Below are 23486 nucleotides of genomic sequence, written 5' to 3' on the forward strand. Positions count from 1 at the left end.
GGCGCCTGTTGTACCTTCACCGGAACGAAGGCGCGCGGCTCTTCCGCTCTCTCTGCAACACCAAGCTCACGACGCCACCGATAAACCAGTGACCGATCAACGTCGTGACGTCGCGCAACCTCCGTCACCGTCATCTCGCCAGTCAGCGTCTCCGAAACGATCGATTCCTTGGAAGTTCGTGTGAACTTCCGGCGCCGCATACTGCCCGCCAAAATCTCAAGCTGATGGATAGACACGTCGTTATCCTCGTTGTTAGCAACGTGGCGATACCGCTCACCTCAGCAAAACATCGATATCACCGTGACAAAGCAAGGCGGTCCTCGGCGTGGGGATACTGGACCTCTGGAACTCCGGACTTCCTGTGAAGGATCACCAAACATGTAACCGATCGCGCAAGTCTGTGGTTACGACGGCTTCGGTAATATTGTTGGGAGATATCGACAAGCATGGGTGACGGCTAGCTCGCCGGATGCGGTGCCGCTGCGACGGCACCAAGCTGCCGCACGCCTCCTTGCGAAGGCGTTAGACGATAATCAATTGCGTCTTCGAGAAGATATAGGTCGACGCACGCAAAGCCACATTCTCGATAGTTCGCCACGTTAATGACGTCTGGTGTCAGAAGTCTAACCAGACAAAGCCAAGCGTGAAATAACAGCTTTCAATGTGTCAAGATTTGGCTGAGGAACAGCTTTGTTCTGTCGTGCTTGGGGTTGCCAAAGAAGTCATCGGGGTTGCCCTCTTCGACAATTCGACCACAATCCATGAAAATTACCCGATCCGCGACGGCTCGGGCAAAACCCATCTCGTGGGTGACGCAAACCATGGTCATTCCCTCACGCGCCAGACTAGTCATAGTTTCTAGTACCTCCGAAACCATTTCAGGGTCGAGTGCTGAGGTAGGCTCATCAAATAACATCACTGCTGGTTCCATACACAGAGAACGGGCAATCGCGACGCGCTGCTGTTGTCCGCCTGATAATTGGGCTGGGTATTTGTTCGCTTGATCGGGGATGCGAACGCGCTCTAGGAACTTAAGAGCGATCTTTTTGGCCTCTGCCTCGGGCACGCCATTAATCCACATTGGACCGGCCATACAATTCATCAGCACGGTCATGTGGGGAAAGAGATTGAAGTGCTGGAACACCATACCGACATTCTTGCGAACTTCGGTGACGTTACGCATTCTGTTGTGCAACCTGATCCCGTTAATGGCAATCTCACCCTCCTGATGCGCCTCAAGTCGGTTGAAACATCGGATCAGTGTCGATTTTCCCGATCCGGAGGGGCCGCAGATGACGATGCGTTCGCTTTTGCTGACAGTAATATTGACATCAGTGAGTGCCCTGAAGGCGCCGTACCACTTGGAAACGTTCGTCGCTTCAATTATTTTTTCTGCGCTCATCGAGACCTGCTTCTGCTTCGAAGACTTGTGGGATGACGGCACATGCACTGGCGGCATGTTGTCAATCCCCTGCAAAGAGTTGCGCTCATCGGCCCCCTTCACTTCAAATGTATTGCTAAGGGTCATCGTACCATACTCCTCCCGAAATGGCGCTCGAGCCGTGATTGACCAATCTCGAGGCAGACAGACATTGTCCAATAGATGAGCGATGCTGCTATCAGCATCTCCATGTGATGAAACGTCGGCTGACCGATTGTGCGGGCAAGGAACGTCAATTCCCACACGCCGAGTACCGACACAAGCGAACTATCCTTTAGCATTGAGATGAACGTATTTCCCATCGGTGGAATGATGACAGGAAAAGCCTGCGGCAAGATGATCTTGCGCATGGTCAGACCGAAGCCAAAACCGATGGATCTTGACGCTTCCCATTGGCCCCGGTCGATACTCTGGATACCGGCGCGAAAGATCTCTGTCATATAGGCTCCCACACAGAGCGACAACGCCAAGATGCCCGAGGGAACGGCATTGAGCACAATCCCCAACTGAGGCAAACCGAGGTAAATCAGATAAATCTGCATGAGAAGGGGCAGACCCCGGAAAAAAGAGGTGTAAAAACTGGCGGTGGCATATGCGAAGCCATTGCTTGAAAGCTTTGCGACCGCGGCGACAATCGCGATTAGCGAGGCAAAGAAAAGCGAGACCGCTGAAACATAGATCGTAGTCACCACCCCTTGGGAGATGAGGTAAGGCAAATTCTCCCATATGAAGGGCATGCTCAGATTGAATGATCTGAAAAAGGCGAGAAACAGCAGCAATAGTTCCATCCATACGATGCCAATCTGCACCTGTAATGGAATAAATCCAACTACTACGATGTTGAGGCTAAATATGATCGCAAGTACGAAGGCGATCGCAAAACGCCCGTAAATTCCGCTTTGTAGCGGGTCGCCAATAACCGGCCGCATAAGTTCGCCGAAGGTCGTGCCCGCAAGGTTGAACGAAAGAAAAAATGCAAGCATTGCGACGAAGATCAGGGCGACGAACCAAGGCTTATGAACAAGCACCTCGGATTCAACTGTATCCCGATATAGCATGATAGACCCTTCAAGAAAATGGGCCCGGCCGAGCCGGGCCGCTAACGCGTGATGTCTTATTTTTGTTCGCAGTAGTCCACCCCGAACCACTTGATCGACATCTTGGAAAGGGTACCGTCATCTTTCATACTCTTGACGGCGGCCGCGATCTTGTCATTGAATTCGTCGTCGCCCTTCAAAATTGAGATTGCACCTGGCGCGTAGAAGAGGGTACCAAGCACCTTGATCGGATAGCCTGATTTTATTGCTTCACGGGCCACCGTATCATCACCGAGAACCGCATCTAAACGAACACCGTCGCCGAGACGAAGGTCGTCGAATGCGACGTTGCTGGATCCATACGTCTTCACTTGGCCTGGCGTAAATTGGTACTGCACCGGCTTGGCGTCAATCCAACTGGGATTGAAGTTGTGATTGGCGTAGGATTCCGCCACGTTGCCCGCTCCGACGCCGACAATCTTTCCGTCCAAATCCGAAAGCGTCGTCGCCTTGCTGTCTTTGTGAACAACGGCAACTTCTGGCGCCCACACGTAGACAGCTGGGAAGTTTAATTTTTCCGCACGCTCCTTGGTTGGCGTCATTTGACCCATAGAAAGATCCCAGCGACCCTCCCACTGGCCAGAGGTGATGAGATCCCAGGCAGGCGTAACAAACTTGACCTCCACCCCTAGGTACTTAGCAACTCCCTTAGCGATATCGACATCGTCACCATCAAGTTCGTGCTTGTCATTCATGCGCGACATCGGCCCCCAGTCCGTTCCGACCGCAACTGTCAGCGTCTTGGTTGCGCGTACGCGATCAAGTACCTCACCGGCATTTGCTTTGGCTAATGGAATTGCCGAAGCAACCGCGACCGACGACGCCGCTGTCAACATTTTTAAAAATTTGTTCATCCGATATTCCCCTTTGTTAGTGCTTCTTGATTGTCGGCGCGGCTCATCGCGGCGCACCTCGGCTCAGCTTGTGCGTCCCGATCGGTATCCCAGGCTGCTGCCCCGTTTTCGAAGCGTATCGTGTGGTAAATCGAAATGCAACATTTGTTTTAAGTATGTCTGTTCGACCCGAATGTATCGCCGTGAGTTATTGGCTTAATAACGCTGCGGTATCCGTGTTGTGTAGCCGCTTGGCCCGGACCGAAGGGGGCGCGGGTGTCGTCACTTCTTGGAACTAAGTGTAATCGGTCGTCAAAGCGGACGGCCCGGAAGGCCTGATCAGTGGCCACGCCATTTACATTTAAACTTGCCAGGGTGCGGTGTCGCAACCTCGATTGGGGAGCGACATCCAATGGATGGCTCGTGCGCTGGCGCATCAGATGCAGCCCAATGATCTTGAAAGCGATGTTACACCTGATCCATATATCGCAAACTAAGACACTCGTTGCATTAGTGGTCATATTGCGTTAGGCATTGGTTCCGGCTCGTAGGGTCCTTGGGAGTGTGCCCCTACTTACCGGTCCGCCAGACTTGTGCCGTGTTGTTAATGGAAGGATGTTCGCAACAAAGAAGCGGCCTGATCGTCAGCTACTTCGAATGGGTGAAGAATCTCACGCATATCCCTTCGGCTTCGGCTTGATGGAGCGCCGCCGGCGCGAGCGGCGCAACCAGACCATCGCACCGGCCCTCGAATGCATGACCGGTAAGGAGTTCCCTGCCGACATCCGTGACGAGTTCCTCGAAGGCGGCGCGGAAATCGATCTCGTTCGTTCCGGACTGGAAGACGTGATGCGAAGCACCTGGGGGCGCATTGCTGACCTGATGGAGCAGCAACCGGAACTCGGTGACTACCGAACCGCCGCCTATGTCGCGTCAATCCGACAGATCGCCGATGCCTATGAAGCGATAGGTATCTGATCGGCGACACGTACGAAAAGGGCTTCGTTTAGGGGATCAGTCGCTTGAGCTTTGAATTCGCCTCCCAAGCGACTTGGCTGCCGCCGAACAAGGACGGCAGCCTCTTTTTTGCGAGAGAGACTGGTATCAACAGCGTCAAATCGCGGGAGGTCTTAATCCGCGTCAGAGGCCACCCAGGCAAAGGTACTTCATTTCAAGATAGTCCTCGAGGCCGTGGCGGGAGCCTTCACGTCCAATGCCTGACTGCTTGATCCCTCCAAAGGGTGCAGCCTCCGACGACATGCGGCCGGTGTTAATGCCGACCATCCCGTATTCCAGCGCCTCGGCCACACGCCAGACCCGCCTGAGGTTCGAAGCATAGAAATAGGCGGCGAGGCCGTAGATCGTATCGTTAGCGTATCGCACGACTTGCTCCGGGTCGTCGAAACGGATGATTGGTGCCAGAGGACCGAAAGTCTCTTCCTGGGCGATGCGCATTGAGCTGACGACATTTGTAATCACGGTCGGCTCAAAAAATGTTCCGGACGTGCCGATGCGCCGCCCACCACATCGCACTATTGCCCCGTTTTTGACAGCGTCATCGACATGCGCTTCGATCTTTGTCAGAGCATGATTGTCGATCAGAGGCCCGATCGCGGTGTCCTGTTCAAAGCCGTCGCCAACGCGAAGTCTTCGCGCGTGCGCGGTGAACTTTTCAGCAAATTCGTCATAGACGCGTTTTTGGACGTACAGCCGATTGGCGGACACGCAGGTCTGCCCAGCATTGCGAAACTTGGCTCGGATCGGGCCGTCAACGGCGGCGTCGATATCAGCATCGTCGAAGACGATGAAAGGGGCGTTCCCGCCGAGTTCGAAGCTGATGCGCTTGATTTGGTCGGAGCACTAGCGCATCAGTAATCGGCCGACTTCGTTCGACCCTGTGAAACTGATCTTTCGCACCTTTGGGTTTGAACACAATTCACGACCGATAGCGTCACCCTCTGACGCATAGACGAAATTGAGAACGCCCTCCGGGAAACCAGCTGCACGCGCGAGGGCGAACATGGCCCCGGCAACGAGGGGCGTTTGCTCAGCGGGCTTCAAGACAACGGTACAGCCAGCGGCAAGCGCCGGCGAAATCTTGCGCGCTACCATCGAGGCCGGAAAGTTCCAAGGGGTAATGGCCCCGACAACACCGATTGGTTGCTTGATCACCAGCATACGCCTGTCATTGGAGGGCGCTGAAATGGTCTCGCCGTAAATGCGGTTGGCCTCTTCGGCGTACCATTAGAGATATGCCGCCGCGTACAAGACTTCCGATTTCGCCTCTCCCAGCGGCTTTCCCATCTCAGCCGTCAAGATCACGGCAAGATCGTCGCTATGTTCGAGGATCAGCCGGTGCCACTTCCACAGGATGTCCGAGCGCGCCCGGGCGGTGAGCCCAGCCCAAGGCGCTTGGGCAGCATGCGCCTTGTCAATGGCTGCGGAAACCTCTTCGGCACTCATGTCCGGCACCTCGGCCAGCAGATCGCCGGTGGACGGGTTAAAGACCGCAAAGCGCTTCATAGATGTAGCCGTGTGCGTGCTAGGCTCGGATAGGTCGAGGAATTGCTCCGGATTTTTTAGATGCCTCGTTAGCGCAGCAGTGAGCGTCATTCCCGTTCTTCCTGTTCCGATCGTCAACGTCTACAGCTTTGTTCATCTGAACGTTTATGCTGAACGGGGACGCCGGAGCAATGTTGTTCCTGATCGTTGCGGTGAAGGCGGCGCGCAGCTTGACTGAGAGCGATCAAGGTCTCGATTTCACTTTTGCACCTTTCGCCAACGCCTTCCACCGCCAGCAGGGGTAGGGGGTCTAGAGGGGGGCGGCATAGATACGTTTGACGTCCGCGAAGTCGCTGAGTTCAACGAGCAGAACGGTCGCTTTCAACGTCTTCGCATGCTCGCGCTAGGCCTTCGCAAGGGAAGCAAGATTCGTCAAGCACCACTGTTCGGTCGCCATTGCATTCAACCCTGCGAGATCGCAGCTGAGCAGCCGGGTATTCGTTTCATCACGGATGTCGCTCAGCGCTTTGAAAGCGGAACGTATTCGCGCAGCGGTGCGCCGGTATAGAGCTGGCGCGGGCGGCCGATACGCTGATCCGGATCTTCGATCATCTCGTTCCACTGGGCAATCCAGCCGACGGTGCGGGCGAGCGCAAATAGTACCGTGAACATGGTCGTGGGGAAGCCGAGCGCCTTCAGCGTGATGCCGGAATAGAAGTCGACATTCGGGTAAAGCTTCTTCTCGATGAAATAGTCATCGGTCAGCGCGATACGCTCCAGTTCGATCGCGATGTCGAGCAGCGGATCGTCCTTGATGCCGAGTTCGCCGAGGACCTCGTGCGCCGTCTTCTGCATGATCTTGGCGCGCGGATCGTAGTTCTTGTAAACGCGATGACCGAAGCCCATCAATCGGAACGGATCGTTCTTGTCCTTGGCGCGGGCGATATATTCCGGAATGCGGTCGACCGTGCCGATTTCCGTCAGCATGTTGAGCGCAGCTTCGTTGGCGCCGCCATGGGCCGGGCCCCAGAGGCATGCGATGCCGGCGGCGATGCAAGCAAAGGGATTGGCGCCGGAAGAGCCGGCGAGGCGAACCGTCGAGGTCGATGCGTTCTGTTCATGATCCGCGTGCAGGATGAAGATGCGGTCCATGGCGCGGGCAAGCACCGGATTGACCACATATTCCTCGCAGGGCACGGCAAAGCACATGCGCAGGAAATTCGACGCATAGTCGAGATCGTTCTTCGGGTAAACGAAGGGCTGGCCGATATGGTACTTGTAGGCCATGGCGGCAAGCGTCGGCATCTTGGCGATCATACGAAGGCTTGCGACCATGCGCTGGTGCGGATCGGTGATGTCGGTGGAGTCGTGATAGAAGGCCGACAGAGCGCCGACGCAGCCGCACATGACGGCCATCGGATGCGCATCGCGGCGGAAACCGGTGAAGAAGCGGGACATTTGTTCATGCACCATGGTGTGGTGCACGACCCGATAGTCGAAGTCCTTCTTCTGGGCTGCGGTCGGCAATTCGCCGTAGAGCAGCAGGTAACAGACTTCGAGGAAGTCGCCGTGCTCGGCAAGCTGTTCGATCGGATAACCGCGATGCAGCAGAACGCCTTCGTCGCCATCAATAAAGGTGATGCTGGACTCGCACGACGCAGTCGAAGTGAAGCCAGGATCATAGGTGAACATCTTCGTCTGCTCGTAGAGGGATCCAATGCCGAGGACGTTCGGACCGATCGTGCTTGATCGAAGTTTCAATTCGGCACTATGGCCGTCGACTAAGACACAAGCATTGTTGTTATCCATGATATTTTTCCTCAGGGCTCGCTAGCTGGGAACTAACAGCTGCCGAATGAACTGATCTGTGTTCTAATTGTCTTCCCGCAGAGGGGGTGAACCGCGCCGGGTTTGCCGGAGGCTCCAACTCGTGAGAAAGTGGAGCCGATATGAGCAAGACGACCAACAAATTTTCACCTGAAGTTCGTGACCGAGCCATCCGCATGGTTTTGGACCATGAGGCCGAGCATCCATCCCGGTGGGCGGCAGTTTCATCCATAGCCGCCAAGATTGGCTGCTCGGCACATACGCTGCATGAGTGGGTGAAGAAAGCCGATGTTGACAGCGGCAAACGAGCAGGCCTTCCAAGCGATGTCGCCGAGAAGATGAAGGCCCTTGAGCGGGAGAACCGCGAGCTTCGACAGGCCAATGAGATTTTGCGTAAGGCGTCGGCTTATTTTGCCCAGGCGGAGCTCGACCGCCCACTGAAGCGATGATTTCCTTCATCGACGAACACCGCTCAAAGTTCGGGGTCGAGCCGATCTGCAGGCTGCTGCCGATTGCCCCGTCCACTTACTATGACGCCATCGCCAAGCGCACGGACGTGGACCGCCTGTCGGCCCGCGCTCGTCGCGACGCGGCCATGAAGGTCGAGATACGCCGAGTGTTCAATGAGAATTTCCAAGTCTACGGCGTGCGGAAAGTATGGCGGCAGTTGCAGCGGGAAGGCTTCGACATAGCTCGATGCACTGTTTCTCGGCTTATGAGAATGATGGGTCTTCAGGGCATTATCCGTGGAAAGCCCGTCAAAACGACCGTGTCTGACAAGGCCGCTCTATGTCCGCTCGACCGCGTGAACCGCCAGTTCTGCGCTCCCGCGCCGAACATGTTGTGGCTTTCCGATTTCACGTATGTAGCCACTTGGCAAGGCTTCGTTTACGTCGCTTTCGTGATCGACGCGTTCGCCCGCCGCATCGTCGGCTGGCGGGCGAGCCGAACCGCTCATGCGGGTTTCGTCCTCGATGCCCTGGACCAGGCACTCCATGACCGGCGGCCAGTCCATCGCGGTGGGCTCATCCACCACTCCGACAGGGGTGTTCAATACGTATCGATTAAGTATTCCGAACGGCTGGCGGAGGCAGGCATCGAGCCTTCCGTTGGAAGCGTCGGCGACAGTTACGACAACGCTCTCGCCGAAACGATCAACGGCCTCTACAAGGCCGAGGTCATCCATCGGCGGGGACCATGGCGCAATTTCGAAGCCGTGGAGTTCGCCACACTCGAATGGGTGGATTGGTTCAACAACCGGCGTCTTCTGGAGCCCATAGGAAACATTCCGCCTGCCGAAGCCGAAGAACGTTACTATGCCATGCTGGACGAGCCAGCCATGGCCGCATAACTTAAACCAAACGGCCTCCGGCAAACCCGGCGCGGTTCAGGGTTCGGAACGAAACTCTTCGAGCGCAATTGCGACGCGCGATTACAAGAGCTGCGATCTTAAGATATCCGGCCGAGCCGGTGATGCAGGTTTGAGTATTTTACTGCCACTGGCTCGTTTTTCACCACGTGCAGATAGTGGGCGACAGCTACCCGGATGAGCTCAAAGTCCTCTTGCGAAAAGACAGCCCGCGGTCGCTCCAGCAAGATCGGTTTCTTTTTCTCTTCGTCGTTCGACATTACTTCCTCCGGTAAGGTAAAGGACGCAGGCCTGCTGCAGGTCCCTTGCAAGGTAGGTCTGCATCAGGCCGCAAACTGGTTCATCGTGTTATTGGCTCCGCCGGCCTTAAGCGCCGCCTCGCCGGCAAAATACTCTTTGTGATCGTCGCCAATGTCAGAACCAGCCATGTTCTGGTGCTTCGCGCAGGCAATGCCCTGGCGGATTTCCCTTCGCTGGACGTTGGCGACGTAACCGAGCATGCCCTGCGCGCCGAAATATTCTTTGGCGAGATTGTCCGTCGAGAGCGCCGTGGTGTGATAGGTCGGCAGCGTAATCAGGTGATGGAAAATGCCGGCGCGTTTGGAGGCGTCATGCTGGAAGGTCCTGATTTTTTCGTCGGCTTCCCGCGCCAAATCGCTGTCGTCATATTGTTCGCTCATCAGCTTGGCCCTGTCGAACCCAGAGACGTCCCTTCCTTCGCTCTGCCAACCATCAAAAACCTGCTGCCGGAAATTCAGCGTCCAGTTAAAAGAGGGCGAGTTGTTATAGACCAGCTTGGCATTGGGGATCACCTGCCGGATGCGGTCCATCATGCTCGCGATCTGTTCGACATGAGGCTTTTCGGTCTCGATCCACAGCAAGTCGGCGCCATTGTTAAGCGCATTGATGCAGTCAATCACGCAGCGGTCGGCGCCTGTGCCTTCACGAAACTGATAAAGGTTGGAACGCAGCCGCTTCGGCCGCAAGAGCTTCGAGCCGCGCGTGATCAACACGTCGCCGTTGGAGGGTGGCTGGCCGGTGACATCGTCGCAATCCAGGAAGCCGTTGTACAGGTCGGCGATGTCGCCTTCGCTGACGCTGAAGGCGATCTGCTTGGTAAGGCCTGCGCCGAGTGAATCGGTGCGAGCCACGATGATGCCGTCGTCGATGCCGAGCTCGAGAAACGCGTAGCGGCATGCGCGGATCTTGGCGACGAATTCCTCGTGCGGAATGGTCACCTTTCCGTCCTGATGGCCGCACTGCTTTTCATCGGAGACCTGGTTCTCGATCTGCAGCGCGCAGGCGCCGGCTTCAATCAACTTTTTCGCCAGCAGGTAGGTTGCTTCGGCATTTCCGAAACCTGCATCAATATCAGCAATGATGGGAATGACGTGGGTCTGATGATTGTCGACCGCCTGAACCAGCTGCTGTTCCCGCGCTCGGTCACCCTCCACCCGGGCTTTGTCGATTTCCCTGAACAACATGCCGAGTTCGCGTGAATCTGCCTGGCGCAAGAAGGTGTAGATCTCCTCGACAAGGGCCGGCACGCTCGTTTTTTCATGCATGGACTGGTCGGGGAGCGGACCGAACTGCGACCGCAGTGCCGTAACCATCCAACCTGAGAGATAGATGTAACGGCGTTCCGTCGTGCCGAAGTGCTTTTTCAGCGAGATGACTTTCTGTTGGGCAATAAACCCATGCCAGCATCCGAGCGACTGCGTATATTTGCTCGGGTCTTGATCATAGGCGCCCATGTCCCGACGCATGATCGCAGCGGTATAGCGCGCAATGTCTAGACCGGTTCTGAATCTGTTCTGAAGGCGCATGCGAGCGACAGCTTCGGCAGTGAGGCCGGACCATGCGTGGTTTTCGACAATCAAGGTTTTGGCTCCTTCAACACTATCTGAATACGACATTTACTCCTCCAAGGGTCGGCCAGTTGTGTGCACTGCAATAGCGGGTCGCCGTTTTCTTTTCAGCCGGTGCCTTTGTGATGTTGTCAAACTTTACAAGGATATTTTGTAATGCTGTAATCGGTGTATGGAAAAACTCTGCGTTTATCTCGGTCCGCGACTTCGACGCTTGCGGAAAAATCTTGGCCTCACTCAAGCCGACATGGCATCTGACCTCGATGTCTCCCCTTCTTATGTCGCGCTCATGGAGGGGAATCAGCGACCAGTTACGGCCGAGATTCTTCTGCGACTTGCGAAGATCTACAAGCTCGACATGTCGCTCTTTGCCGACGACGGCACGCCCGAAATCCTTGCGCGACTACAATCGACCATGAAGGATCCAATATTCAGTGGCATAGAGATATCACCGCTCGAAGTCGCAGACGTGCTCAGCAGCTTTCCGGGGTTTGCAGAAGCGATGCTGCGGCTCTACACCTCGTACAAGGAGGAACAGATTGTTCTTGCCGATCAACGACAGGCCGCCCTCGACGGAGGGATCGATGAAGGAGCAGATCCTGTTGCGGGCGTGCGACGGTTCCTCGCAGCTCGACGTAATTGCTTTCCTGGCCTTGATGTTGCGGCAGAAAAGTTGGCGGCGGCGGTGAAGGAGGCTGGCGGGCTTCCATTCTATCTTATGCAACGTCACAATCTTCGAGTGAGACGATTACCAACGGAGATCATGTCAGGATCGGTCCGCCGACTGGACCGACACAGGCATGAGGTTCTACTTGACGACTGCTTGGATCTGGCAAGCCAAAACTTTCAACTTGCACAGCAACTCGCCTATCTTGAATCCGAGGGCGATATTCAAAAGTTCGTTCAAGAAGGCAATCTTGCGACAGAGAGTGGGCGACGATTAGCGTACCGGGCGCTCGCAGGCTACTTTGCAGCAGCCGTTGTCATGCCCTACACGCAATTTGCCAAAGCGGTTGAAGCGCGCCGCTATGATGTCGAAGCGCTCTCGCGTCAATTTGGCACCAGTTTCGAACAGACGGCACATCGGCTGACCACACTGCAGAAGCCCGGACAAGAGCGGATCCCCTTCTTCTTTATCCGTGTGGATTCTGCAGGCAACGTGTCCAAGCGCCTCGACAGCGCAAATTTTCCCTTCGCACGACATGGCGGTGGTTGCCCCCTTTGGACGTTGCACCAGGTTTTTACAACGCCGAGGACGGTGGTAACGCAGTGGCTAGAGTTGCCGGATGGCCAACTATTTTTTTCGATCGCTCGAACCGTAAGTTCCGGGGGAGGTGCCTTTGGACTTCCGCGCGTCGATCGGGCCGTGGCGCTGGTTTGCGAAGCCAGCCACGTCGAACGTCTGGTCTATCATAAGGACAACACGTCCGTTGTGCCAACGCCCATCGGCATTACCTGTCGTCTTTGCCAACGCGATAGCTGCACATCCCGGTCGGAACCGCCAATCGGCCGACAGATCTTGCCTGATCACTACCGGCGCACGGACGCGCCATTTGGGTTTTCCGACTGAGGATGAGGGCCGCAGGAGGTGCGCCCTCGTGTTGTATCGGCGCCAAGGTGGAACGAATTCGGATCGGCTCCGCCGTTCAATCCGGGATCGTGGCATGTCACTCCTAAAGTGACGCTCTCTTAGTCAAAAAGCTTCCCGCCAAAGGGCGTCAACCTGTCTATTAATGCAGGTTTCCTGCTTCATCAACGTTGTCGGCGCCGCTGAACAAATCCTACGTTTCGCGCCATCTGGCCCGCCAATCAGTTCTCCAGTCTCGGCCGGCTAATGTAAGCGGTTGCGATCAGTTGGCTGATGGCGACCCTTTCGACCTCGGATGTGATGGTCGCATTGGTCCAGGCGTCTTCAACGTCACCTGCATTCATTCTGGCCATTTTCGTCGGGGCGATCGCTGACAACTTTAGCCGACGTAAGGTGATGATCATTGGCCGAAGCCTTATGATGACCGCGTCCGCCATGCTCACGCTTTCCGTTGCTTTCGACGAAACTGATCCGTGGATCATTCTCGGTTTCAGTTTTCAGGCTGGCTGCGGCATTGCTCTCCACGATCCCGCCTGGCAGGCATCGGTCGGGGATATCGTCGAACGGCCCCACCTGCCGGGTGCAGTCACGCTTATTTCTGTCGGGTTCAATACTGTTCGCAGTGTCGGTCCCGCACTGGGAGGGATCGTCGTTGCCTCAGCGAGGCCCCTCTCTGCCTTTGCGATTGCAACATTTGGTTTTGCAGTTCCGCTGATCACCTTGTGGCAAAATAAATGGAAAACGCTTTCCTCATCCTTGCCGCGTGAGGCGATGTTTACAGCTATCTGTGATGGCTTGCGCTTCACCGCTATGTCCTCAGAAATCAAGGGAACGGTTGCACAGAGCCACTCGCTTTCGGTCGCATTTGGCTGCTCCACGGGCTGGCTGAGTGCCCGGCCGAAATCAAGTGGATCGATACCTAAAGGAACTGGAAGCTTTGAAAACGCCCAAGGCAGGAACCATAAACATGATGACCCAAGATCAAGAAATTGCCGTGCATCGCGTCGCCGAGGTTATGCGCGGTTCCAATTCGGCTGTGGGAGGCCTTGGCCGCTGGCCCGAAGGCTGTCGCCGCAGCTCAGCGTGGTTTGCAAAAAGCGCCGGCGTCTCCCATCATCCCCCAGCTCGACTTCAGCTGTTTGCAAGACATCGGTTCGCATCGGCAAATAGGTATGGTAAATCAATCAGTGGTAGAGCTTCGTGCTACAGCTATTTCAAAGTGACCGTTGCAATATCAAAATTGAAATTCTACTATGGCTTAGGCGAATTTTCCTTTCATTCGCCAAAGTGGCTGCACGAGCAGTCACCTTTGGGCCGCCAATAGCCCCTTCGAGGCGGCCCTTCCTTTGTGAGACGTCAACGGCATTTCGAATATTGGAACGAAAAGGATTCACATCGGCAAAGTGTTGCCCGCCGTGACCGGCAAGGTCGCTATCAAACCACGCCTCCCTGGCTCCTCTGCGATTCGGTGCCAGACAAGGAATCACGAGCGCTTCCTGCTACGGCAAGAGGGCAAATCACGAAAGCACTCACTGGAATAAATGTGGTAATTGAAAACCCAGTCGAATGGATACTTGGTTTGGGACGTCGTGCGCGGGGCTCGAAAGAGAAAATTCAGTGCAACCGTCTGGTGTTTGGATGCCAGCATGGCTACAATCTCAATCGTACGGAATGGGGAGGCTGCACTGACGTGAAACCGCAAAACTCTCACACCTCGTCCCCAGAGAAAACTCGCCGCAGTGCGATCGAGCTCGATCCGACATTCCGTCCATATCTCGCAGTGGCTATCGTTCGGTTTAGTGCGTCGCATCCAGATACAGAAATCGAAATATCGCAAACCATCAGCCTGTTGGATAACGGCGCAGCGCCGAGTGATCTGCTCGTTCGAGAGTTCCACCACTGTCTGTATCGCGAGAAAATTTATGCCGAGACGCTTCCGCTCAGGCGTGCCCTGGTCGACGGTGTCCTCGGGCGATGACCGTATTTCCCCTTAAGTTCAAACCGTTCGGCGCCGGCTATCTTTTTGCGGATGATGCGGGCGGTTACTTCAAAGCCGACGCTCACTTTCTCAATCGCTATGCGACCGGAAAGCTGACGGCACTGGATAGGGGCTTTCTTGAAGCAAATGGTCATGCGTTCAATGAGATCGACGATCCAGCCTATATGGGATTTGCCTACCGGTGGGCCCAACGGTTGCACCGTCCTCAAGAGCTGAATTACGTCATTCTCGTTCCGACCCTCCGTTGCAATTTGGCATGTGCCTATTGCCAGGTGTCTCGGGTGAACGAGAGCACTCCGGGCTTTGATTGGACGGATGAGACGCTTGAGCGCGTTCTCCGATTTCTCGATGCCATGACGTCCGCGAGCGTCAAAATCGAATTCCAGGGTGGCGAGCCACTGCTCCGATTAGACCTATTGGAGAAGGTTCGTGATTTCGCTCGCCGCAAGTTCCAAGAAGTTTTCTTTACGGTATGCACCAATCTGCAATCAGTATCGGAAGAAGCTTGGGATTTCCTGGATGCTTCGGACGTCTTCGTGAGTACGTCACTTGATGGCGAATTTTCGACGCATGAGCGGCAACGAACCGTAAACGCCAAAGACACGCAGCAATTCGTATCGAACCTCAGCTATGCCATCGAGCGCTTGGGGCAGGGAAAGGTCTCGGCTCTCCCGACGCTAGACATCAACCAGTTGCCGAGCGTTTCCGAGATCATTGATACATTTGGCCGGTTCGGATTTCGGTCAATTTTCCTTCGACCAGTTAATCATCAGGGTTTTGCCAGAAAACGGTTTCAGACCACCGGTCTCGAAGACAAATGGAATGCCTACCATGCCGATTTTATCGACGCTCTGATCGAGGACAATTGGACCGCCGGGCAGCCGGTTGAGGAGTTCTATTTCACACACTGCCTGCGGCGGGTTCTGCGTGGCGGCCACAATCAGCACGTCGACCTTCGTAATCCGAATATTCTCGGCCGAGACTACATCGTTATTGACTACGATGGCACCTTCTATCCGACGGATGAAGCCAGGATGGTCACGCGGGTTGGACAGGTCGATCTTAGCATTGGCAATCTTTGTGACGGCATCGACCAGTCCAAGCTAGACGTGCTGAACCAAGAGTCTTCCAATTCATTCCATCCCGACTGCATCCATTGTCCATACCAAGCCGCGTGTGGTGCGGACGTTGTTGACGATCTATCCCGTTATGGGCGCATCGATCTACCGAAGGCCGACACAGCCTTCTGTCGCCGTCATACCGCAATCTTCGACAAGATCTTCGAGCTGCTCTATTCGGCTGACGAGAAAGTCCAAAAGAGCCTTGCGTTCTGGGCCGGAATTCCGGAATTCGATCCGTCACTGGCGCCGGTACACACATGATCGATTTGCGGCTCAAGATCGATGACGTCCCGATCGACAATCCAAGTATCGTTCGCTTGCGCTCGCACGCGGTGGACAGTGAATATGATGCACTCCTGATCGACAGAGATCAGGAAAGTCAAACCTTCGATCTCGCGGGTTACTCGCTTCGCGTCCACTGCGGTCCCGAAACCGATCTTGACGGTGACGTCCTGCTTCTAGTTCCTGGGCGAAAGTCAGCGCATCGATTGGTGCGATCCCGGTCGAGACACAACACCTTCTTGGTCACCGAGCAATGCGACCAGCTCTGCGTCATGTGCTCGCAGCCTCCAAAGAAATATCACGCCGACCTCTTCGACCAGTTCACAGTCGCCGCCACCTTAGCGCCGGAAAACGCTCGGATCACCATATCTGGCGGCGAACCGCTGCTGCACAAAGGAAGGCTGTTTCAGTTTCTTCTAGCAGCCGTGAAAGCCCGGCCGGATATCTCATTTCATGTTCTGACCAACGGCCAGTTTTTCGAACCGGGCGACAGCACCGTGATGGATGAGATCGGACGTGATCGCGTGCTATGGGGCATTCCGCTCTATGCGCCTTATGCGGGACTTCACGACAGCATTGTTGGAAAATCCGGAGCCTTTGAAACGCTGTCGTTGAACTTGACGGCGCTGATGAGGGCGGGGGCAGCGGTCGAGCTTCGTACGGTTGTCCTCCAGCAGAACTGGGATGTGTTGCCACAGCTTGCGAACTATGTCTCGACCCGGCTTCCGTTCATTGACGTATGGGCGATCATGCAACTGGAAAATATTGGCTACGGCAGAATGAACTGGGCCCATTCGTTCAAGGATACGTCGCTGGATTTCGGCCGACTCCGCACAGCCATCAACCTCGCGATTGGGCGCGGTATTCAAACGCTGCTCTATAATTTCCCTCTTTGCAGTGTCCCTCCAGGGTACCGACATCTGGCACCAGGCACGATTTCAGATTGGAAGAACAAATTTTTGGAACAGTGCAGCGGATGTTCGCTGCGCTCTACTTGTGGTGGATTTTTTGAATGGTATAAAGCTGATCAGGGGTTTGGGGGACTCTCACCACAATGAAGAAGCGCAAGATCTACCTGGTGCCGTCGTTGATCGCGGCCGGTTTCATGCCATCGAAAGGTGATGCTGCGCCGATCATCGGCCTTACCGAAAAGAAGCCGGCCGCCACCTTGTTCGAACGGTTGCGGGTCAAGCAGGTCTACACCCTTGCCGGCCATAGCTCGCATTCGAGCCACGCAAGCCATGCCAGTCACGCAAGCCACGCATCCTCAGCTGGAGGTGGCTACGTCCCACGGGGCGATTATGACACTGCTTATCCATCCCCCGATCCGACACCGCGCTATCAGCCCAACCCGGGGCCGGTCATCAGAAGTCTCCCAACCACTCCAAACTTACCGGCGACGACGTCAACTGGCACCTATTCGACGCAATCCTCTTCGACGAGCGCGCAGCCAGTGCCACTGAAGACGTTGCCAGGCAACTCGGACAAATTTCGCCGTATCGTCATACAGGTCCAGACCGCTCTGATCGCATTTGGTTATTTCGGCGGCCCGATAACAGGTCAAGTCGATGCCGCCACGAAGGGCGGGCTCAGTAAAATGCAGGACGCGTACGGTCTCAAAGTCACCGGCACCATAACTCCGCAGGTCCTGTCGGCCCTGGGGATCGCGACGAACTAAACCGCCATGCGAATGAAACGGCGTTTCCTTTATACGATTATCACAATTGTTTTGTCTGTTTCGGTTTCGATGGGCGCCGCGACTGCTGCGGTCTCTTACCGTCATCTCTCCACGACGAATGGGACCACGATCCTTCTTGTTGAGGGCAGCTTCGAGACTGGCGATGATCCTCAACACATCGCCTTAGAACTTGCTGCAAGCCCGGCCAAATACATCGCGTTTAATTCGGCGGGTGGCGATCGATCAATCGCGATGGCTTTCGGGAAGGCAATCCGCAAGACCGGCCTTCCGACGCTCCAGACAAAAGGCTCCCCTTGTCTCGAAACCTGCCTTTTGGCTTTTATGGGTGGCCTTAGTCGTTATGCCGAAGATGAGAGCATAGGCATATCTGTAGAGACGTTTGCGACATCTGCGGAATCTGACGGTCGTCTCAATCCCTCAGTGTCAGCAGCCCTCAAAGACTACCTCGGCACGATGGGTGTCAGCGCTTCGCTTCTGGACGCAGCGTTGTCAATGCCGCTGGGGCAATCGAAAGAATTGAATCTTGTCGATATGGCGGGCTATCAGCTGGTAACGGCCCAGCTCAATGAAGAAAGCGCTTCGGCAGATGAAGTGCAGGATATTCAGCCCACCGATCAAGCAGGGGCAGTGGAAGTGTTCAATGAGTTCCAGCGGGTATGGTCGGGCTCGAGCAGCGAGGCGGTAGCCTTTCTTCGCAACGTCTATGCCGACCGCATCCAGTATTACGGAAAAGACCTTTCGCGAGAAGATGTGCTTAAGGAGAAGAGCGCTTTCGTGGACCGATGGCCGACAAGAATCTACACAGCGCGGCCGGGTTCAGTTCATGCGCTTTGTGCAGACAAGTGTTCAGTCTTCGGCGTTGTCGACTGGTACGCCTTCAGTGCAACCAGAAAAAAGGGTGCTTCAGGCGCAGTCAACCTGGCGCTGACTTGGGACCCGGTTAGTCGAAGGATAGTCAGTGAGACGGGCAGGGTCATTGAGACCGACAAAGCAGTCGCCGGCCCCGATCGTATCATCCGCCGTTGGATTCTCGACGCTACCGCCTGCTCGATTGGGAACGCTGTCGACGCGGAAGTATGCAAATCGCGCTCGATCCTGGAGGCCGATTTGAATAGCTCTGGATGGTGTGATCAGCGGGGATTGGGCTGGAGGCAGTGCGCCAGCCCGTGATCAACTAGCGGCCGCCCTCGCGGCGTGGAGTTTCGACTGACCGTGCTGCAGGAGTCGGTTTGCGAGCAACAGAAAGCACGGGACTGGAGGAAATCATCCCAGGAGGCACCCAGCCAATGGCGTCGCCGGCGCTAACGTGGGTCCAACCCGCTTCTTGCTCCATAAGAGATACAAGGGCGTTCTGCCCAAGACTGCCGACAACGATGTACTTAGGACCAGGGCCGTCTCTGAGTTCAAGAGGTAGCCGAATGTAAGCGAACCTCGCGGCAGGGGGCGGGGTGGCCTTATCGAAAGGATCGACCGCAGGCGCGATGGTGGTCGCCTCCGATTTCTCGATGGACGCGATCAATCCATCGAAGACGTACGGATCAGGTTCAGGGGCGCCGCTCGTTGGCTGCGTGATCGGAAGCCCAGGGCTCGCCTCGGTGCTTTGAGGCGTAGGTGCGGAGAAAGACGGAGCCGCTTCCGAAACGGATGTCGCATTCGCTGTACTGGAAGATGTGGGCGACGGCTCTGCACTTGCAGGAGTCGCGGTTACCACCGAAGTTTGAGACGCAGGAAGCGCTTTTTCCTGAGCGCGTGTTGGGGTAGTAACCGGCGCTGTCACGATCTGATTGCGCGAGGGAATAAGTGACGAAACAGGGGCGTGAGACGCCGTTCCCGGCTTTGACGTCGTATTCGCTGCGAAGACAGCGCCCCCGATCATCGCCAGCATTACCCAGAAGTCTCGGTATGCTCCGGCCACGCGCGTCACCGTTACCCTATATCCATTTGGACTTGCTTAAGCCGCACATACGCTTCAACCAATTGCGGGGGCGGGTTCCTTCGCAGTTCGGAGGCAGTATCCAGAAGTTCCTTGAGCTCATCCGGAGCACGCCTCAGCTCTCCTTCCAGGTCAGCCCTCTGACGCGCTATGTCCGTTTTGACCTCATTGATAGCCTGCGGATCGGTGGCAATGTGACTATTGAATACAAATTTCTTTTCAACAGACGACGACCAACTCGCAAGGGCGTCGGCTTTTTTGGGACCAATGCCGGGAACGGCTAAAACCGAGCGAGTCTTCACATCCCACGCGCTGTCAAAACCAAACGACGAGAGCGTTACCGTCCTGCTCTGTCCAATGCCAGCGATTTTTGCGCGGGAGATCAAGTGCCCCTGCATGTGGCTCCTGAATTGAAGGTCTCTTTTCTTTCGCTCGAGCTCGGCGAGACGTTCGCGTTCCTGTTCCGGAAGTTTGCCATGAGCCGAGGCCAGGGACAGATAGTGGCTTTTTCGTTTCAGGAACACGGCAGGCCCGGCGTGCTCTTCCCAAATTTTCTTCTTCTCCTCCCATGCTGCGGTAGCCGCCTGCAGTTCGACCCTAAATTCTTCCGCAGGACGGCGGGATCGGATCATCATTGTGATTGATGCGATAACCAGAGCTGCACCCCAGAAGCCATTCAACTGGTTTGCAAGGAAAATACCTATCAGCAGTCCCGCAACCGAGGCGAAAAACGCCAGCTGCTTTCCACGTGAGAAGGATACCGCCACAGGGCTGCGGGTGAGAGACGGAACCGCAATGATGCTTTCAGGTGCTGGGGGTTGGTTTGGTGGAGCGGGACGGTTGATCAGAGCAATGAGGTCACCGATGTTCAGTGTGGAAACAGTGCTTGAAATCTTCGCGGCGAAGAGGCTCCTGCCCATCGATTTCTCGAGGCGGCACCAGGGACACGACGAGCTCCGAAAATACGCATGCGATTTGTCAGCAGAGCACTCCAGCAAACCCTTCTCGAGCTTGCCGAGGATTTGGACCCACGAGGTCGCATTCGGTCGACCGCCCGGAAGATCACCACTCTTTCCGAAAGCGGATTCGAATGCGTCGGAAACCTCCTTGCCAAAGTCACCCAGCGCTGGTGTTAGCGGCGGAGGTTCCATGCGCGTCTCAGCCCTGCGTGCGCTATAGGCGAAACGGTGGTCGCCTACAGCGGTCGGGATGTCTATGTCGCCAAGACCGAGATGCTTCCCAGCAAACGGATGTCTCCCAAGAAAAAGCAGCTGAAAGATGAGGACGGCTAGACCAAAGTTGTCGTGGTTCGCCATCCGAACCACTTTTTCGAAGTCCGCGCCTCTCAGCTCAGGCGGCGTGTAATCCGGCACGCCTACGGTGCAGCGATAGACTTCTGGCCCCTTATTGAACTGAAAGGAGTCGCTGTCGATCAGAGTTACCATAGCCTGGTTTGAAACGAGGATGCCGGAGTGGTTTACGTCGCCGACCACGCAGCCCGTGCTGTGGATTGCAGCAAACGCGTTCGCAAGATTGAACGCGCTGCGCACCAGGAACCGGGCGTCGGCAGAAGGAAATTCCGTCCGCCTGCTGCCAGGCCCATAGAGTTCATGGATATTCTTAAAACCTGCGACCTTCTTCATGGAAAACCCCATGAACATTCCGCTCTTGTCACTGACAGTGTCGATCGGGAAGGCGACGATGTCGGTTGTCTTGTGGAGTGCGGCCGACGTCATGGCAAGGATTTTTGCTTTCCTCTCGAAGGCCCTGCCGGGATTATAAATCTTCACCGCCAAATCGCCCGCCTCGTGGACGTGATAGACCGCGCCTTCGCCGCCTTTTCCTAGCATCCCGCCAAGCGTCAGCTTCCTCCCATCCGATCCGAATACGATAGTGCTCATTTGCGCACACCGAGTACGAGCGTCTTGTCGTCATCGGTTCTTTCGCAAACGGATGGGCTTTCAAGATATTCTCGCAGCGCCATCGACAGAGGAAGGTTCCTGCCGGCTTCCTCCGAAAGAGCCAGCGGCGTCACCATCCGATTGAAAAATGGCTCATGAGCCGAACGATTTGCGCTATTGAGGACTAGACGTTCGATGCCGTCGGAGAAGACTGCAAATCGATCGACACGACGGTCATTTCGAACGAAAGTGAGATGCGGTTGGGGATCATCGGTGATGAAGGTGGTTGTCGATGCATATTCGCCTTGATACGGCCACGACGGCACATCCCAGGCTTCGTCTCCTTCGTAGCGTACGACAGCCGCGCCATCGCCGATGTGAAAGATCACAGTACCGTTTTCAGACATGAGAGCAGCAACGCTTGTGGCCGCGAAATCGCGTCGCTGTGTTCCAGAGCGACTAGCCTTCGCGCTGATGTATTCGCGGATATCGTCTATCCAGTCCCAGACCATTTCTTCACGAAGCTGGGAGAGGGAGTGATTTGCGAGATATCCGCGGATGAGCCGAAGCAGACCAATGCAGACTGATTTGGAACCAATCTGCGCCAGTTTTGCGCTTCCCGCACCATCTGAAACGATCACTGCCATAACGGTTTCATCGACGCTGGCTAAAGTCTCACTCAATGCAAAATCCTGACATGGCAAACCCGTCTTCACATGGGAGGTGCCACGAGCACGGGCCGCAGCCCATCGCCAGCCGTCGGTCATGCGATTGAGGCCCATCCGTCTGGCGTTGCAGGATTAGAGAGAGGAACGGCGTCACCGGGATTGGATTGCGAGACCGAGCTTAGAGAGCTGGAAAGCCACTGGAACAGATCTCGAAACCTGAGTTCCTTCAGCGCCAAAGGCTGGCGCACGCAGATATGGGAAAGCGTTTCGAAATTAGCACCGTCGACGCCGACAGCAAAAAAGCTGAAGGCCTTTTCAACTTCTCCAGCCTTGACCTGCGCCGCCGCACTCTGCCAGGCGTCTGTTGGGGCTCCGTCCGTAATCAGGAAAACCCACGGGCGATAGTATGAGATTCCGTTTTGGCGATAGGAGTTCTTCCGGTCGCGCAGGAGCCGGAGGCCCTCCTCGATTGCATGGCCCATTGGCGTATCTCCCTGTGCGGCCAACTCGGGGACGATCCAGTTTTGCATGCTTGTAAAGTCGTTCACGATGGTCACAGGGCCGAAGGAGACTATGCCTATCTCAACGCGCTTAGATGCGAGAGAGTCCGCATAGAGTTCGTCTTTGAACTGGACGAGACCTTCATTGAGTTCCCTAAGCGGGCGTCCCCGCATCGAACCAGAAACGTCTAGCAATAAAAGGCAGGGACAACGCGGTTCGGGATTGTCCACGAACTCCGCGCCATCAAAGGGAATTTGCTCAAACGGATTCGGCATGTGGTTCTCCTCAAGCTTGCGAACAATGCATAGCAGCTCTCGCCGGCGCTGCATTTACAAAAGAGCGCTCAAAGATATTTTTTCGCCGGGTGTGGCTTTTGGGAAAAGCACCGGAACCGCGACTCTCGGGCTCGAGATGGCAGCATCGAGGTGTTACCGAAGTGCGCCGTGCAAAAGTGCAAGCAGCCAGGCGACGACTAGCACCCAAAACACGGCCGAGTACATTATTCCGCAAGTGCGGCTCCGATAGCGGCGGCCAGTAGCAATGACATTGCCGAATTTAGGAAAGTGATACTGAAACCATAAGATGGCCTTGCCGGGAAATAGAAATACCATCCACCAGAGCCGCGGCCGAGTGCTCGAGCCGCTTTGTGATGAGGGGAGCTGGTGCATTGCCATCGCGATCTCGTTGCCTGCGGACTAAGATTCGTCAGGCAGCATATACGAGTCTCTGGGAGAAGCTACCCAGGGTTTTTCTCAGACCGACGTTATACAATCATGATGTTCAATTTAGCTCGTGGACGCTGCCGACAGCAATCTTCTTCCCACCTGGGTTCGTATTGGTCGTTGGCGACCGCAGGG

The 23486-nt window shown here is 55.7% G+C and carries 18 protein-coding genes, 2 pseudogenes and 1 other annotated feature; of the genes and pseudogenes, 9 read left to right on the forward strand and 11 right to left on the reverse strand.

What is annotated here, in order from left to right:
- The 4 genes from GA0061101_RS35000 to GA0061101_RS35015 all read right to left on the reverse strand — a co-directional run.
- The coding region (locus GA0061101_RS35000; protein WP_141694157.1) for a transposase at window positions 1-236 on the reverse strand (236 nt) is incomplete at its 3' end.
- Window positions 237-658: 422 nt separating this feature from the next.
- A complete protein-coding gene (locus GA0061101_RS35005) occupies window positions 659-1402 on the reverse strand; it encodes an amino acid ABC transporter ATP-binding protein (protein ID WP_028755383.1) in 744 nt (247 codons plus the stop codon).
- A gap of 122 nt (window positions 1403-1524) precedes the next feature.
- Window positions 1525-2499, reverse strand: coding sequence for an amino acid ABC transporter permease (locus tag GA0061101_RS35010; protein ID WP_004129028.1), 975 nt, complete (start codon window positions 2497-2499; stop codon window positions 1525-1527).
- 56 nt (window positions 2500-2555) lie between these two features.
- Window positions 2556-3392 (reverse strand): transporter substrate-binding domain-containing protein, encoded by an 837-nt coding sequence (locus GA0061101_RS35015; RefSeq protein WP_004129031.1) that lies wholly within the window; start codon window positions 3390-3392, stop codon window positions 2556-2558.
- 613 nt (window positions 3393-4005) lie between these two features.
- Between GA0061101_RS35015 and GA0061101_RS35020 the strand changes: the two are divergent.
- Window positions 4006-4349, forward strand: a pseudogene (locus GA0061101_RS35020) (glutamate dehydrogenase); the annotation flags it as partial.
- A 162-nt stretch (window positions 4350-4511) separates the two neighbouring features.
- On the opposite strand, the pseudogene GA0061101_RS35025 reads toward GA0061101_RS35020, so the two are convergent.
- Window positions 4512-5984 (reverse strand): annotated as a pseudogene (locus GA0061101_RS35025) (NAD-dependent succinate-semialdehyde dehydrogenase).
- A 408-nt stretch (window positions 5985-6392) separates the two neighbouring features.
- Window positions 6393-7682 carry a citrate synthase gene (gene gltA / locus GA0061101_RS35030; RefSeq protein ID WP_004129043.1) on the reverse strand — a complete coding sequence of 430 codons (1290 nt, stop codon included), beginning with the start codon at window positions 7680-7682 and terminating at the stop codon, window positions 6393-6395.
- 140 nt (window positions 7683-7822) lie between these two features.
- Here gltA and GA0061101_RS35035 point away from each other — a divergent pair.
- Window positions 7823-9051, forward strand: a protein-coding gene (locus GA0061101_RS35035; protein WP_076611960.1) for an IS3-like element ISRtr2 family transposase whose coding sequence is annotated in 2 segments (ribosomal slippage) — window positions 7823-8111 and window positions 8111-9051 — 1230 coding nt in all. Because the reading frame shifts where the segments join, the coding sequence is not laid out codon by codon here.
- Window positions 8104-8220, forward strand: a sequence feature (AL1L pseudoknot). It overlaps the preceding gene by 117 nt.
- 98 nt (window positions 9052-9149) lie before the next feature.
- Here GA0061101_RS35035 and GA0061101_RS35040 read toward each other — a convergent pair.
- Window positions 9150-9329, reverse strand: a complete 180-nt coding sequence (locus GA0061101_RS35040; RefSeq protein WP_015342020.1) for a hypothetical protein — start codon at window positions 9327-9329, stop codon at window positions 9150-9152.
- A gap of 63 nt (window positions 9330-9392) precedes the next feature.
- On the reverse strand, window positions 9393-10985 hold the full coding sequence (locus GA0061101_RS35045) for an isocitrate lyase (RefSeq protein WP_004122955.1): 1593 nt from the start codon (window positions 10983-10985) through the stop codon (window positions 9393-9395).
- Window positions 10986-11109: 124 nt separating this feature from the next.
- Between GA0061101_RS35045 and GA0061101_RS35050 the strand changes: the two genes are divergently transcribed.
- From GA0061101_RS35050 to GA0061101_RS35080, 7 genes are all read left to right on the forward strand, one after another.
- The gene (locus GA0061101_RS35050; protein ID WP_004122953.1) at window positions 11110-12507 is read left to right on the forward strand and encodes a helix-turn-helix domain-containing protein; all 1398 of its coding nucleotides are present in this window, start codon (window positions 11110-11112) and stop codon (window positions 12505-12507) included.
- 291 nt (window positions 12508-12798) lie between these two features.
- Window positions 12799-13695, forward strand: coding sequence for an MFS transporter (locus tag GA0061101_RS35055; protein ID WP_004122951.1), 897 nt, complete (start codon window positions 12799-12801; stop codon window positions 13693-13695).
- A gap of 373 nt (window positions 13696-14068) precedes the next feature.
- Window positions 14069-14503 (forward strand): hypothetical protein, encoded by a 435-nt coding sequence (locus GA0061101_RS35060; RefSeq protein WP_240535489.1) that lies wholly within the window; start codon window positions 14069-14071, stop codon window positions 14501-14503.
- The gene (gene hxsB, locus GA0061101_RS35065; protein WP_004122947.1) at window positions 14500-15906 is read left to right on the forward strand and encodes a His-Xaa-Ser system radical SAM maturase HxsB; all 1407 of its coding nucleotides are present in this window, start codon (window positions 14500-14502) and stop codon (window positions 15904-15906) included. The genes GA0061101_RS35060 and hxsB overlap by 4 nt, the downstream gene beginning before the upstream one ends.
- Entirely contained in the window at window positions 15903-16985 is a 1083-nt protein-coding gene (gene hxsC / locus GA0061101_RS35070) for a His-Xaa-Ser system radical SAM maturase HxsC (protein WP_004122943.1), read from the forward strand. The genes hxsB and hxsC overlap by 4 nt, the downstream gene beginning before the upstream one ends.
- Window positions 16982-17605 (forward strand): His-Xaa-Ser repeat protein HxsA, encoded by a 624-nt coding sequence (gene hxsA / locus GA0061101_RS35075; protein ID WP_004122938.1) that lies wholly within the window; start codon window positions 16982-16984, stop codon window positions 17603-17605. The genes hxsC and hxsA overlap by 4 nt, the downstream gene beginning before the upstream one ends.
- A 12-nt stretch (window positions 17606-17617) precedes the next feature.
- Window positions 17618-18796, forward strand: coding sequence for a hypothetical protein (locus GA0061101_RS35080; protein ID WP_240535488.1), 1179 nt, complete (start codon window positions 17618-17620; stop codon window positions 18794-18796).
- Window positions 18797-19552: 756 nt separating this feature from the next.
- On the opposite strand, the gene GA0061101_RS35090 is transcribed toward GA0061101_RS35080, so the two are convergent.
- From GA0061101_RS35090 to GA0061101_RS35100, 3 genes are read right to left on the reverse strand one after another with little or no spacing between them, the layout of a single operon-like run.
- Window positions 19553-21460 carry a protein kinase domain-containing protein gene (locus GA0061101_RS35090; protein WP_004122931.1) on the reverse strand — a complete coding sequence of 636 codons (1908 nt, stop codon included), beginning with the start codon at window positions 21458-21460 and terminating at the stop codon, window positions 19553-19555.
- Entirely contained in the window at window positions 21457-22227 is a 771-nt protein-coding gene (locus GA0061101_RS35095) for a PP2C family serine/threonine-protein phosphatase (RefSeq protein ID WP_037136628.1), read from the reverse strand. Before GA0061101_RS35095 ends, GA0061101_RS35090 begins: the two co-directional genes overlap by 4 nt.
- A complete protein-coding gene (locus tag GA0061101_RS35100; RefSeq protein ID WP_004122927.1) occupies window positions 22224-22904 on the reverse strand; it encodes a vWA domain-containing protein in 681 nt (226 codons plus the stop codon). Before GA0061101_RS35100 ends, GA0061101_RS35095 begins: the two co-directional genes overlap by 4 nt.
- Between the last annotated feature and the right edge of the window lie 582 nt (window positions 22905-23486).

The organism is Martinezella lusitana (genome assembly GCF_900094565.1).
GTDB classification, from domain to species: domain Bacteria; phylum Pseudomonadota; class Alphaproteobacteria; order Rhizobiales; family Rhizobiaceae; genus Rhizobium; species Rhizobium lusitanum.